The sequence below is a fragment of the Thalassolituus maritimus genome (assembly GCF_900156675.1).
Taxonomy (GTDB): Bacteria; Pseudomonadota; Gammaproteobacteria; order Pseudomonadales; family Oceanobacteraceae; genus Thalassolituus; species Thalassolituus maritimus.
This window is the reverse complement of sequence record NZ_FTOH01000005.1, coordinates 139,331-152,729: the sequence shown is the minus strand read 5'-3', so window position 1 is coordinate 152,729 and position 13,399 is coordinate 139,331. Positions and strand designations below refer to the sequence as shown.

The 13,399-nt window shown below is 50.2% G+C and carries 12 protein-coding genes; 10 read left to right on the top strand and 2 right to left on the bottom strand.

Annotated features, from left to right (window positions below):
• Together BW941_RS09285 and BW941_RS09280 are read right to left on the bottom strand one after the other, a co-directional pair.
• A complete protein-coding gene (locus BW941_RS09285) occupies positions 1–474 on the bottom strand; it encodes a hypothetical protein (RefSeq protein WP_139325807.1) in 474 nt (157 codons plus the stop codon).
• An 11-nt stretch (positions 475–485) separates the two neighbouring features.
• Complete coding sequence (locus tag BW941_RS09280) at positions 486–998, bottom strand: hypothetical protein (protein WP_076515450.1); 513 nt, start codon at positions 996–998, stop codon at positions 486–488.
• Positions 999–1,171: 173 nt separating this feature from the next.
• Here BW941_RS09280 and BW941_RS09275 point away from each other — a divergent pair, with 173 nt between their 5' ends.
• The 10 genes from BW941_RS09275 to BW941_RS09230 all read left to right on the top strand — a co-directional run bounded on the left by BW941_RS09275 (position 1,172) and on the right by BW941_RS09230 (position 13,224).
• Complete coding sequence (locus tag BW941_RS09275; protein ID WP_076515449.1) at positions 1,172–1,942, top strand: DUF2846 domain-containing protein; 771 nt, start codon at positions 1,172–1,174, stop codon at positions 1,940–1,942.
• 116 nt (positions 1,943–2,058) lie between these two features.
• On the top strand, positions 2,059–3,567 hold the full coding sequence (locus BW941_RS09270) for a fumarate hydratase (protein ID WP_068444614.1): 1,509 nt from the start codon (positions 2,059–2,061) through the stop codon (positions 3,565–3,567).
• 133 nt (positions 3,568–3,700) lie between these two features.
• Positions 3,701–3,997 carry a 4a-hydroxytetrahydrobiopterin dehydratase gene (locus BW941_RS09265; RefSeq protein ID WP_076515447.1) on the top strand — a complete coding sequence of 99 codons (297 nt, stop codon included), beginning with the start codon at positions 3,701–3,703 and terminating at the stop codon, positions 3,995–3,997.
• 313 nt (positions 3,998–4,310) lie between these two features.
• The gene (locus BW941_RS09260; protein ID WP_076515445.1) at positions 4,311–5,378 is read left to right on the top strand and encodes a hypothetical protein; all 1,068 of its coding nucleotides are present in this window, start codon (positions 4,311–4,313) and stop codon (positions 5,376–5,378) included.
• An 8-nt stretch (positions 5,379–5,386) separates the two neighbouring features.
• The gene (locus tag BW941_RS09255) at positions 5,387–6,076 is read left to right on the top strand and encodes a tetratricopeptide repeat protein (protein ID WP_076515443.1); all 690 of its coding nucleotides are present in this window, start codon (positions 5,387–5,389) and stop codon (positions 6,074–6,076) included.
• 14 nt (positions 6,077–6,090) lie between these two features.
• Complete coding sequence (locus tag BW941_RS09250) at positions 6,091–8,010, top strand: FliG C-terminal domain-containing protein (protein WP_245820085.1); 1,920 nt, start codon at positions 6,091–6,093, stop codon at positions 8,008–8,010.
• A 48-nt stretch (positions 8,011–8,058) separates the two neighbouring features.
• On the top strand, positions 8,059–8,862 hold the full coding sequence (locus BW941_RS09245) for a motility protein A (protein WP_076515440.1): 804 nt from the start codon (positions 8,059–8,061) through the stop codon (positions 8,860–8,862).
• Positions 8,862–9,536 carry an OmpA/MotB family protein gene (locus tag BW941_RS09240; RefSeq protein ID WP_084188802.1) on the top strand — a complete coding sequence of 225 codons (675 nt, stop codon included), beginning with the start codon at positions 8,862–8,864 and terminating at the stop codon, positions 9,534–9,536. Before BW941_RS09245 ends, BW941_RS09240 begins: the two co-directional genes overlap by 1 nt.
• Before the next feature lie 117 nt (positions 9,537–9,653).
• Positions 9,654–11,507, top strand: a complete 1,854-nt coding sequence (locus tag BW941_RS09235) for an alkaline phosphatase PhoX (protein ID WP_076515438.1) — start codon at positions 9,654–9,656, stop codon at positions 11,505–11,507.
• Positions 11,508–11,568: 61 nt separating this feature from the next.
• Entirely contained in the window at positions 11,569–13,224 is a 1,656-nt protein-coding gene (locus tag BW941_RS09230; protein ID WP_076515437.1) for an Aq_1262 family (lipo)protein, read from the top strand.
• Positions 13,225–13,399: the final 175 nt, after the last annotated feature.

Genomic DNA, 13,399 nt, shown 5'->3' with positions numbered 1-13,399 from the left:
TCAGCGCTGGTTAACCCGCACAGAGATGCCCGAAGAGGGCAGAGTGACTGCCGAAGCTGGTGCAGCATTGATTGGAGCGACGCTTGGCAGTTTTTCATTCTGACTGATGAAATCCACTGCAGGAGTATCGTCCTGAGTGCTGTCTGCAGCATCTATCTGCCCGGTTTCTGGCGTGTTGCCTGCACTGGTCGGTGCGAGTGACGCTGTCTCTATGCGCTGTTGTTCCAGCTCGTTATTCAGCATTCGCGAAAAACGGATACTTTGAGAGGTCGTCCGCTCGTAACGAAACTCGCTGCTGTAATCATAGTGATGAGTGCGCTCCCGGGCCTCGTTGATTGCAGCATCGAGGTCGTTGGCGTAGTAGTCATCCTGAGCTTTGCGGAAGTCTTCCGAGGTGGCGGATTTGCCACCTGCAGATGCATGACATGCAATCACAGAAAGCATGACTGCTGTAATAGAGAGACGCATCGACACGAGACGTCTCCTCAGCGAGCTGTCGCGGTCACTGTCCCGACGGAGCGGGTCTGACGCGTGACCATTTCACCGGTGCGGTTAACTGCACGGGACTCATTGATCACAACTTCACGTGGCAACTTAACGTCTGCTCGCGGAGAAGGCTGGAGATTGCCATCGGTTTCGATAACTTCTTCGTCTTCATTGCTCTGCCCAAGTGCGACACGTCTGACAGGGCGGGTAGCATCTTCAGCCGCTGCAACACCGGCAGCAGTTGGCCCCATCGCGCCTTCAACGATCAGCTCGTTCATTTCAGTATTGAGCATTTTCGGCAGAGGAAAACTTTTGCTTGTGGTTCGGTTATACCATTCGTAACCCACATATTCGGTCTGCACCGGAAAACGACGTGCAGCTTCTACCGCCACTTCGATCTCTGGCGAGGTGTAGGCTTGTTTGGCGCTTTCCTGTTCCGGGCTGTCAGCGGCCATTGCTGGCATCGCCGCCAGAAGCGACAGGAGGGGAAGTGTGTACAGACTACTCTTCATGTTTGCTTTCCCTTTGTGGCTGTTTCTTTTTGTTATTATGTGTAGAATGCAATATAGCACGACGGTTTACTTTCTGTACAGTTGGTAACACTACGCCATAGGTGTAGGGTGGCTGTCAGATGTTAAACCTCCCGACCCGATGCAGATGCAATAGCCGGTAACAGGGCATAATAATGATAAAAACAGCAATCAGAATTCTTTCTGCCGCCGCCGTAAGCGCAATGATCGCCGGCTGCAGCAGTGTTCACATTACAACCTTCGACAACTTTGGCTCATACCCTAAGTGGCTTTTTTCGCCGAAAGGGCAGTACTACAAATCCGTTGGTTATCGTTGGGATTATGAAAAGTATGCGCTGGTGTATATCTATCGCCCAGCGACTGAGTGGTCGATGGATGAAGTCGAAGCGCCGAGCCTCAACGTTAACGGCGAGCGCCTGTTTAACTTCAAAGGCGGCGGCTACACCTGGTACGAAATGGAACCGGGCACCTACGACTTCGTTGTTCGCCGCGGTATTTTCGGCTTCGAAGGCGTTGGTAATCTGGTATTCCGTACCTACAGTGATTTCGACCTGAACCTTGAGGCGGGTAAGGTGTATTACCTGCGTTATTCAGAAGTTGATCCTCAGAACATGGTGATGCTGGACGACGGTTCATTGGGCGGCGACGGTCCGTTGCAGCTGGTTGGCCATGACCTCGCCGTGAGTGAAATGAACGACACGCGTTTACACCACCATGGCCGCGAGTTGATCCGTGCAAAAGCACGTGATGAAGATGCGCAGGATGAAACGGTCGTAGCCAGCAAGTCAGCTCCTAAAGTTCAGGAAACCGAACAGCAGGAAGAACCGCAGACCTTCTTTATCGAAGAAAACAATGATGAGACTGATGCCCCTGAAGGCATTCGTGCGAAGCCCCGTTCAACTGAAGAGGAATGGTGGCCGTTTTAAACGCTGCGCATTCAAGAGTTGCCCGGCTTAGGCTACAATAAGCCCATCAGTAAACGCCCACTGACCAGTGGGCGTTTTTACGACTGCCGTTTGCAACTCCAGAGAGAGACCTCCCGATGACTGTGATCAAGCAAGAAGATCTGATTCAGAGCGTTGCTGATGCCCTGCAATACATTTCTTATTACCACCCGAAAGACTTTATCGATGCCGTACATCAGGCGTATGAGCGCGAAGAATCAAAAGCCGCAAAAGATGCGATGGCTCAGATTCTGATTAACTCGCGCATGTGTGCCATGGGTAAGCGCCCGATCTGTCAGGACACAGGTATCGTGACGGTTTTCCTGACCATCGGTATGGACGTTAAGTTCGAAGGCGACATGAGTGTCGAAGATATGTGTAACGAAGGTGTTCGTCGCGCATACACCCATCCTGATAACGTTCTGCGTGCTTCTGTACTGGCTGACCCGGACGGTAAGCGTGCAAACACTAAAGACAACACCCCCGCCATCATCCATATGAAGTTAGTGCCGGGCAACACCGTGGATGTGCACGTGGCTGCGAAAGGTGGTGGTTCTGAAGCGAAGTCTAAGTTTGCCATGCTGAACCCATCTGACTCTATCGTTGACTGGGTGCTGGAGCAGGTGCCGAAGATGGGCGCAGGTTGGTGCCCACCGGGTATGCTGGGTATTGGTATTGGCGGTACTGCAGAGAAAGCGATGCAGATTGCGAAAGAAGCCCTGCTTGAGCCGGTAAATATTCAGGAACTGCAGGAGCGCGGTGCCCAGACCCGTTCTGAAGAGCTGCGTCTTGAACTGTATGAGAAAGTGAACAAGCTGGGTATTGGCGCTCAGGGCCTCGGCGGTCTGACCACTGTGCTCGACATCAAAGTAGCTGACTACCCAACGCACGCTGCGAATAAACCAGTGGCTATCATTCCTAACTGTGCAGCGACCCGTCACACCCATTTTGAACTGGACGGTTCTGGCCCTGCTTCTCTGAAGGCGCCGAAACTGGAAGACTGGCCAGAAATCAGCTGGGAAGTCGGTGACAGCGTTCGTCGCGTCAATCTCGACACCGTCACTCCAGAAGATGTGAAAGAGTGGCAGCCGGGTGAAACCGTACTGCTGTCTGGCAAAATGCTCACTGGCCGTGACGCTGCGCACAAACGCATGGTCGACATGATCTCCAAAGGTGAAGAACTGCCGGTTGATCTGAAAGGTCGCTTTATCTATTACGTGGGCCCGGTTGATCCGGTGCGTGAAGAAGTTGTTGGTCCGGCTGGCCCGACGACTGCAACCCGTATGGATAAGTTCACCCGTACCGTTCTGGAAGAAACCGGTCTGCTGGGCATGATCGGTAAAGCCGAACGTGGTCCAATCGCGATCGAAGCCATCAAAGATAACGAAGCCGTTTACCTGATGGCCGTGGGTGGCGCTGCTTATCTGGTGTCTCAGGCGATTAAAGGCGCGAAAGTTGTCGGCTTTGATGACCTGGGTATGGAAGCGATCTACGAGTTCGAAGTGGAAGATATGCCTGTGACGGTTGCGGTCGATAGCAAAGGCGAATCGGTACACAACACCGGACCAAAAGAGTGGTTTGCGCGCATTAACGCCACTGAAGTCTGATTTGCCTCCAGTCAAAGCTGACACTTGTGTGTCAGCGGCCACTGACTGGCAAATTCGTGCGTAAAGAAGGGAGCAATAGCTCCCTTTTTTTGTCTCAGTGAGTTAACACAATCGATACGTTAAAGGAGTTCGTATGACCGATGTCCTCACTGAAGAAGAACTTAAGTCTCACCTTATTCGCTATCCGGAATGGCATCGCGAATCTGTCGGCGGTGTTGCCTGTGTCCGCAGGATCTGGATCTTCGATAACTTCATCGATGCTTTTCGGTTTGCCGGGCGCGTGGCTGAGCTTGCAGAGAAATATAATCACCACCCCCAATTAACGGTTTCCTGGGGGGAGCTTGCTGTTGCCTGGTGGAGCCATGATGCTGGCGGCGTAACGCAGGCCGACCTGGAAATGGTCGCGCTTTGTGACCATCTGTCTACCTGAGGTCCATCTTCCGCCCAACAATTTGTTACCAATGAAAACAGGGTGACGAAGTTCTGACCTTCGTTACCCTGATCGATGTGAATGTTCTGACATCCACATCAGTCTTTCGGGAAACTGAGCCGTGATGGATTACAAAAGTCGGAGCACCGGCGGAAAAGCCGGTTATCTCCGTCATATTCTGGTCGTATTTGTTTGTCTTATTAGAAAAACATTTGTTTATCAAACACTTGGATAAGTTACATTTCATGTGAAAAAAGGGATCTGAACTAAGCTGACTGTATTCGTTTTACGCTACTTTTACAGGACGCATCTGATGTTCCGACGGTCACTTTCTCCACTGATATCTGTATGGATATTCTGCCTGCCATTTATGGTGTCGGCTCAGGAGTCACTTCCGGGGCTTGAGCCACCTGAAATGCGCTCATCACTGTATACCGGCTTCACCCAACTACTTGATGACGATAAGACACTCGTGAAAGAGGAGCTGATTGATCTGCCCGAAGAGATTAATCGTGTAGCCCTTTACCATAATGGTGACAGGATGCATCGTAAGGTGCCGAAGCAAGTGCACCTGATGATCGAAAATAAACTGATGAAGCGTATGCTGGACAGCGGGCGCTTCGAGATTATTCAGTGCCTTGAATGTCGCACTACGCAAGTCGCTATGCGTGCAGACCGTCTTGAGATCAGCCATGCTGCTACAGACAACCAGGCATTACGTAAGCTCGGACAGCATGTCCGGGCGGATGCATTTCTTTTCTGGAACGCTTCCGTTCAGGACAACAAATTCACCATTAATTTACGCATGGTGGATGCCCGCGATAACAAGCTTCTGTGGCTGAAAGAATACTCCAAGAAAACCACACTCGAAGAGGAAGTGCAGGGCTTCGGTAGCGTCAACTACGAACTGCTTGTCGGCGCCTGGGGTATCTCCGCAGAACGTGATCATCTCTCCAGTGCAGACTCTGAAGATGTGAAAGGTCTGACTGTCTTTGGTATTCGCCGTCGTGAAACCACCAGTCTGGATGACCAGCTTCAATACACCCTGGCCTTTGAATATTTCCGTAACTTCTCTAACCGCGAAAATTTCGATATTTCGGGGATCAATCTGGAAGGACGGATTATTGCCGATATTCCAAGTATGGACGATCTGATTGATACCAAAGTGTACTTGGGTATGGGGCAGGCATTCTTTAATGATACCAATGCCATCGTCTTCCGTTTTGGTTTTGAATTTCCGTTCTTTAAAGATGGATTCATCGATTATGGCGTGACCTACATTCCTGAAAGCACGGCGAAGTGGAGTGAAGTCTCGGGTCTTGAAGATACCGGGAAAATCGGTGGCGCAAGCTACGACCTTTCTCTTGGCCTGAGATTTTAGGAGTCAGTATGAAAGCAGGAATTATTGCAGCAGTGCTTCTGGTATCTCTGGGGCTTCAGGGGTGTTCGCACGAACGCTCCAACCGTCTGGTGAAAGGGTTTAACCCAAGCCCATGGGTTGATCCGGGGAAACCGGTTGAGGCCGAGCAAAAAACAGAAGAGGAAGTCATTGTTGAGGAAATTTCTCAACTTGAAAAAATCTCTGACAAGGCAAAGAAACAACATGGACTGATGCATATTCATCGTTATGGCGCAGGGTACGATGTTCTTATGACCATTGATGCTGGCGACTCTGACGTTAAATTCATCATGGAATTACCGCAAAGCGAAGCAGAAAAATCTGCCGGTAGCGATGGACTATCGGATGAAGCAGCCGAAGATCGTGCCGCTGAAAATCACACTGATGTCGATGGAAAAATCAGCGAGCAGGAGTCTGAAAAACTGCGACGCAGCGAGACAATGACGAAACACATTCTCTCTGCTCAAAGTCTTTTCTATAAAAAAGAATATTGGGAAGCCCTGGATCAGACGAATGCAGCGTTAGAAGTCATTCCTGACTCAGCCCAGGCGCACGCGCTCAAAGGCAGCATCTACTACAAGATGGGCCTGATACCCGAGGCCAGAGCGAGCTGGGAGCAGGCATTAGAACTTGATCCTGAGCTGGATCAGGTACGCGCTAGTCTGGCTCGTGTGCGATGAAAGGGGCTGTGACGATGAAAGAATTAATGACGTGGCTGGTAACCATTGCTCTTTTTGCGGCTTTACCTGTTCTTGCTCAGGACACATTTGAGGTTCCGGTTAAAAAGGACGAGGTAGAAGAAGCACGTTTCCGAAGTGACCTGGAGGCGCGCCTTCGTCAAGATATTGAATCTTATCTCGGCAATAACCGGTTTATCATTCAGGTCGATGCAGTCATCGAACGAGCGCGCACCGTCGTTCGTGAGAACTCCGAAGGTCAACAGCAAGCAGCAGCGCCACAGTTGCCCGCAGAGCCTCGGGTAAGCGGCACTCTCTCTCTTCCTGATATTGATGCAACCGGCATCGACGAGCTTGAAGAACTGCCGGGCCTGCCCGTCAGCGAAATGCCATTGCTTAAAGAAAATAATGAAAAGCTAAGGGCGCTGCGTAGTCAGCTACAACAACTTGAAAAAGAGCGTCAGGAGATAATCACTTACGCGGACAAGTTGAAGAACGTAGCGAAGCAAAGTCAGAGTCAGTCTGGCGGCGGTAAGCCTTCAGAAAAGACGATTGGCTATCGCAATATTATCAAGAAGCTTGAAATTACCTTGGTCGTCGACAATGCACTGAAAGATGAACAGATAGAATTTCTTAAAAATCTGGTCACGCGTAAAGCCCAGATTAATGAACTTCGTGGGGATACGCTGAATATCGTGAAAACGGCATTCAGTCACCTGAAGAAGGATGAAACGCCACTTACGTTCTGGGAGTCTTACAACCCCTGGATCTGGTTGGCGACCTTGCTGATTGTCGGCTTGTTGTTAGTGCTGGCGTTTGCGGCGCTATGGCGTCGGCTTAATCAGCCTGTGTCCGCAGTACCGGTGAATGGAGCAGGCGGAACTGAATCTGTAAGCCAACATTCTGTAGCACGTCAGTCCGAGGGCGAAACAGCGGCACTCAGATACCGGATTAACGAATCGCGCCAGCGCTTAGTCAGCCAGGGGCTGTCTCAGCCGCATCGTTTTCAGCAGGCTGTATCTCAGGCACTAGGTAGTGCTCAGGCGTTTGAGGTTGCTTCTCTGTCGGCCACGATGGGTAAAAGTCTTTTTGCCAGTCTGGCGCCGCATTTGACGCCAGCGGACTGGAAGCAGATTGATGAATTGCTGCAGGAAGGAGAGTGGAGTGAAGAGCAACTTTCTGAAGGCATGGAGCAGTTTTCTCAGCGGCTTGAACGTCAGCAGGATGATGCATCTAACACACAGCCGTTCGCGTTCCTGAATAAACTGAATGACTCGCAGGTTCTGTACCTCATCAAGGATGAAGATATTCGTATTAAAGCTCTGGTGATGTCACAGCTACCAGCGCAACGTTCTGCAGATATTATTTTACGTCTTGACGAGCGGGAACTCGCTGCCATTGCCTTCGAGCTGGGGCAGTTTGAAAGCTTGCCTGTGTCGGCGTTTAAAGACGTTGCTGACCGTTTGGCTAAAGCCTCACTCACAGTGCCCTCGTTTGAAAATATCACTGCCGATGGTCTGTCTGTTCTTATCGGTATGCTTGATCGTATGACGACCAGTGAAGAGACGCGGATGCTCAAAACACTGAAGTCAGAGAAGCCCGAAACCTATTACAGGCTGCGTCAGGTGTACTTTACCTACGCCGACCTGTCGCGCACGCCAGATCGTATTATCTCAAACGAGCTACGATCTATCGATGCCGGCGTCCTGACCGCCTCATTATGCAATACATCCATTGAGTTTAAGCGTCACGTATTGGCTGCGCTGCCTGCGAAGTTGCGGGCGGGGATTATTAACGAACTGAAAGTATCCGAGTCTGACACAGTACAGGATCAGGTAGAGTCAGCGCGTCGCCAGGTAGTTCAGAAAATGCGGGAAATCATCCGTGAAGGTCGTTTCTCTATGGACGAGCTGGCGGATGTGAAGCCAGCACAGTAATCGATTCAGAAGTCTGCAGATTAAGAGACAACAACAGGGGCAAAGTCAGTGTTTCGATTTTCATTCAGTACGCTCATTGGTTTCTGCGCAGGTATCGGCCTGTTGGCATTTGCGGTTGCCAGTGCCACTGACAATCACGTTATTTTCATCAGCCTGTCGAGCTTCGGGCTTGTGTTTGGCAGCACCATGGCGGCCGCACTGATCAGTTACTCCACTGCCGATGTGCTGCATGCGATGCGCAGTATGCTACATACCTTCTTTCATCCGCCGACGTCGCAGAAGCACCTGAAACAAGTGACGAGGCGATTTGTTGAGTGGAGCAGTATCTACCGCCAGGGAGGCATTGTTGCACTCGAACAATCGCTGACGAAACAGGAAAATAATGACGAATTTATTCGTGCGGGTATCGATCTGATGGGAGCCGGATACGCGAACCACGACATCCGGACCATGCTGACTGACCAGATGGACGCAACCTGGCAGCGTCACACCCTGGAAGGCAAAGTGCTCAATACCATGGCTGTTTACTCTCCCGGTTTTGGGATGGTCGGTACGATTGTCGGCCTGATTATTATGCTCGATAACCTGAACGGCGACATGGCGGGGTTGGGCAAGGGGTTAGCGCTTGCGCTGATTACGACCTTGTATGGTGTGCTGTTGTCGAATTTATTCTTTAAGCCCGCAGCGAACCAGGTCACCGAAAAGCAGGAGACCATGTACTTCCGTCATCAGCTGATTTCTGAGGGCTTTGTCCTGCTGAGTGAAAAGCGCACGGCGCTTTATATGCAGGATCGACTGAACGCCTTTATTAAACCTTCCGTGCGTGATCAGGCGCTCTCGGGAGAGCTGTAATGAATCATGCCAGTCGTCAACGAGGCTTACGGAGACGTCGTCCGAACTTTGACGATTCATCCAGTTCCTGGCTGGTGACCTATTCCGATGCGATTACCTTGTTGCTGGCGTTCTTCGTCATGATTCTTGCGGTATCCGATCTCAATGAAGGAAAGATCGAATCTCTTAAGGAAGGATTAGCTGAGGTTATCTCATCAGAAACTACCACGACTCCCTTTACCGATATTCGTCAGGGCATTGATGATTATATTGAGCAGAATGGTCTGCAGGATCAGGTGTCGGTCACGCTCGACCCCCGCGGTGTGCAGGTAGAGTTTGCGAATGTTGCGTTATACGACTCCGGCGCTGCTTCGCTGAAGCCTGCGGCGACCCCGCTGCTGCAGGAACTGAGCCGTGTTATCCGTGATGTCAGCCATGGCTCGCACATGATCGAAGTGGAAGGGCACACTGATGATCTACCTATCTCGAATGAGCAGTTTCCCTCTAATTGGGAGCTATCTTCCGCCCGGGCGACCGGAGTTGTGAAGTACCTGCTTGAGAGTGGCATCGAAAAAGAGCGACTGAAAGCATCCGGATATGCTGACAGCCGCCCAAAGGGGGGGCTGGATGACCTGCCGCTGAGCGAACAGCGAAAGGCCAACCGGCGTGTGGTGGTCTCTATACGACGCTACTGATAGATTTGTCATATTTCTTTATTTTTACTGTCACAAAACTGATCCTGAACTGTCATTTTCTTCTTCTAAAGTCTCCGCCGGTAATGAAGTAACCAACCGATAAGAGAGATAACGATCATGACTTTCACGCCCAATAAACTGAGCAAAGCCGTACTGCTCGGAATGCTGACCGCTGGCCTTGTTGCCTGTGGTGGTGAAGATGGTAAAGATGGCGCCGACGGTGTAAACGGTACCAACGGAGTAGATGGCTCCGCTGGCGTTGATGGCGCACCGGGTAATGACGGTAGCGATGGCGAGAACGCACCAGCTGTCACCGCCGAAACTCTGGACCCTACTATGCTGAAGCGTGTTGCTACAGCTCCTCTGGGTGCTGAATTTACAGGTATGTACCTGAATGAGGACGGTACTTTCTTCCTTAACGTTCAGCATCCTTCTGGCGGTAACAGCACAGCTGACAGCGCAGGCAAAGTGTTCAACAAAGGTACTGTCGGTGCGATCGTTGGTACAGATTTCAACAAGCTCGGCAACATTTCTGCGCTCGATCTGCCAGTGACAATGGCTGATAAAGAAGTCGTAATGACCTCCGTTGGTTCCTATCAGGTGTTGCTGCAGCAGACCGACACTCTGGGTGATGGAAAAAATGCCGGTGATATCGTTGCTGCGGACAATTTTTCTCTGCGTAAGAATTCAAACGACCCAGATTTTAATGGCGCGGTCAGCGACGGTGCTGGCGGCTTCTATCTCTATACAAACTGGGAAGACCGTCCCGGAGGCATGAGCCGTATTCAGGTTTCTGGTCTTGGTACTGAAGGCTACTCTTCTGTTGAGCCCGAAGGTATGCTCGACTTCTCATCGGTCGACGGTACCTGGGTTAACTGCTTCGGGACGGTAACGCCGTGGAATACGCCAATCTCAGCTGAAGAACTCTACTTCGATAACTCAGCCAGCTGGTACAGCATGAACGGATCTCCAGTATCTGTTGCAGGTTACCTTGGCTATCCAACCGACGGTTCAGGCGCCTGGGGTAATCCGTACGACTATGGCTATAACATTGAAGTAGGTGTGAATGGCACTGCAACCGCTGCAGATGAAGCGAATGTTGAAGTAGAAAAACGTTTCGCACTGGGCAGATTCTCGCATGAAAACGCAGTGGTTCTGCCAGACAACCGCACTGTCCTGCAAAGCGACGATGGCTCTAATGTAGTCTTCTTCAAGTTTGTTGCTGACACTGCAGGTGACCTGTCTTCCGGTACTCTGTATGCCGCAAAAATGACTCAAGCCGCAGAGACTTCAACCATTGCGGAAGCATCGTTTGCGATTGAGTGGATTGAACTCGCGTCGGCAACCGACGCTGAAATTGAAGGCTGGATTGCTGAGTACGATGGTACTTATGCAGAAGCTAAACACATCACTGATCAGCAGATTAATGACTGGGCTGAGGCCAGAACTGGTTCCGATATTGATGGTAGTGGCTCTATTGCAGTTTCGCCATTTGCTGATAACCGCGTTGCATTCCTGGAAACCCGAAAAGCTGCAGAAGCTCTTGGTGCGACCGCTGAATTCAATAAAATGGAAGGCGTAAACATCAATTACGGTCTGGCTTCTGACTGGTGGAATACTGGTGCTGCAGACGGTTCGCAGGCATATGCTTACATGGCGATGTCAACCATCGGTTCTGGCATGACAGACAGTTCTGGCGACATTCAGATCGAGGATGAAAATGCATCCTGTGGTGCGGTCTATCGTATGAAGCTGGTTGAAGAAAATGGCTTGGTGAACGTGAGCTCCATGGTTCCAGCCATTGTTGGTGGTCCTTACTTTGGCGACCGCTCTGTGAATGAGTGTGACGTAAACAATATCTCAAACCCAGACAACCTCGTTATTCTTGATGATGGTCGTGTACTGATCGGTGAAGATACCGGTAACCACCAGAACAACATGATCTGGTTGTTCAATGATCCTGCAATCTGATTCATCAGCTCAGTGATCACTCAGGGGGCTTAGGCCCCCTTTTTCCGTGGAAAGTAGTAACATGAAATACGTATTTATAGCTCTATCTTTTTTAGCTCTGAGTGGTTGTTTTAACGAGAATGACACCTCTAGCCAACAAAACTCCCGCGCTGTTGATGAAACACAGAATATTAATGAGTCAGGCGAAAATCCAGTAAGCCCAGCGACTTATCCGCTGTTTACCGAAGAAAAGTTGAATGCTGCAAACAAAGAAGCAGTTATCCCTCCGCAGTGTTATACCAAGCACGAAGGTGAACATAATCCGTGCATGATCTGTCATCAGAATTACACCTATAAGTCTCGCCCTAATTACATGTTTGATGCTGGCCTGCAGTCGGCTTACGAATTTTCTGATTATGGTTTTACAAACCGGTGGGACAACCTGTTTGAGGACCGCAGCGAACGGGTAGCTGGCATCGAAGACACCGAAATTCTCGAATACATCAACCAGGATAACTACACGCCTTTGATCGAAAATTTGAAAGCGATGTCAGACTGGAAGGGCCCAATACCGGAAATTACTGATCTTCACCTGGCAGCAGAAGCATTCGATGATCTCGGGTTCGCAAAAGACGGTAGTTACTGGGTGGCATTTAACTATAAGCCACTACCGAGTACGTTCTGGCCTACCAATGGCTCTACGGATGATGTCATGATTCGCTTGCCAGCAGCGTTCCGGGAAACCAGTTGCTCTGGCAATGACTATTCTCGGGATGTCTATCTGGCCAACCTTTCAATATTGGAAATGAGTTTTCAGGAACTTGAGTCTATCTCTGTTCCACCGCTGGATGAAAATGCGATCTGCACTGATCTGAACGGTGATGGCGTCCTGAGCAACCGCATTTCTGAAATTCAGGCACGTGATTTCTATGTCGGAAATGCATCATCGGTTCCAGTAACACACATGCTCTATCCCGAAGGCACTGAGTTTATTCACAGTGTTCGCTATGTCGGTGTAAACGACCAGAACGATATTGTGACACCGCCACGTATGAAAGAACTCAGATATATGGTTAAGACAAATTTTTATCCCGATACATGGCTGGAATCTGCCTATGGCAACGAGCAGCAGGAAAAAATCGACGGTCTGTTGCCGAAATACGTTTACCGCAAAGAAGGTTCTGATAACGAGTTCGGCTGGCAGCTGATCGGATTTATTGAAGATGCTAAAGGTCGCCTCAGAGTACAGGACAGGGAGGAAACCCACTTCTGCATGGGGTGTCATACCACTGTAGGCTCAACGATCGATCAGACATTCGCGTTTGCGCGTAAAGTCACGGGAGCTGATGGCTGGGGGTATATCAATACCCGTGGGATGAAAGATGCGCCAAGTAAGGCTTGGGAGAATAATGAGATTCTTGAGTATTTTAGAACGGTCGGTGGGGGCGATGAATTCCGTCAGAACGAGGAAATGCTGGATAAGTGGTTCAACGAGGACGGTACAGTCAAAGTCGACGCTGTAAAGGCGGCAGATGTGTATACGCTGACTGCTCCAAGTCGTGAGCGTGCTCTGGCCTTGAATAAAGCTTACCGCACTATTGTGGAGGATCAGGATTTCCACCATGGCCGGGATGCTAACCTCAAGCCAGCGAAGAATGTTTATCGTGAAGTGGATGAGAATAGCCCTGTGTTACCCGGCGAGAAAACACGTTCTTATGACATCAGGCTCAAGTGGTGACATAGACGGAGTCTTATGCGCCTGATATTGCTAATATCAGGCGTAGTAATTTGCGGATTTCTTGAGAATTATATGAATCATTATTTTTTTATCACTTTCGCTTTCGCCGTACTTTCAGGGTGCTCTTCCGGTTACTTATCAGAGGCAGAGTCATCTGGTATCTCGCTTTTACCAT

Coding starts and splice junctions, on each gene's coding strand:
- BW941_RS09280 (WP_076515450.1), bottom strand. CDS start 998: ATGAAGAGTAGTCTGTACACACTTCCCCTCCTGTCGCTTCTGGCGGCG.
- BW941_RS09275 (WP_076515449.1), top strand. CDS start 1,172: ATGATAAAAACAGCAATCAGAATTCTTTCTGCCGCCGCCGTAAGCGCA.
- BW941_RS09270 (WP_068444614.1), top strand. CDS start 2,059: ATGACTGTGATCAAGCAAGAAGATCTGATTCAGAGCGTTGCTGATGCC.
- BW941_RS09265 (WP_076515447.1), top strand. CDS start 3,701: ATGACCGATGTCCTCACTGAAGAAGAACTTAAGTCTCACCTTATTCGC.
- BW941_RS09260 (WP_076515445.1), top strand. CDS start 4,311: ATGTTCCGACGGTCACTTTCTCCACTGATATCTGTATGGATATTCTGC.
- BW941_RS09255 (WP_076515443.1), top strand. CDS start 5,387: ATGAAAGCAGGAATTATTGCAGCAGTGCTTCTGGTATCTCTGGGGCTT.
- BW941_RS09250 (WP_245820085.1), top strand. CDS start 6,091: ATGAAAGAATTAATGACGTGGCTGGTAACCATTGCTCTTTTTGCGGCT.
- BW941_RS09240 (WP_084188802.1), top strand. CDS start 8,862: ATGAATCATGCCAGTCGTCAACGAGGCTTACGGAGACGTCGTCCGAAC.
- BW941_RS09235 (WP_076515438.1), top strand. CDS start 9,654: ATGACTTTCACGCCCAATAAACTGAGCAAAGCCGTACTGCTCGGAATG.
- BW941_RS09230 (WP_076515437.1), top strand. CDS start 11,569: ATGAAATACGTATTTATAGCTCTATCTTTTTTAGCTCTGAGTGGTTGT.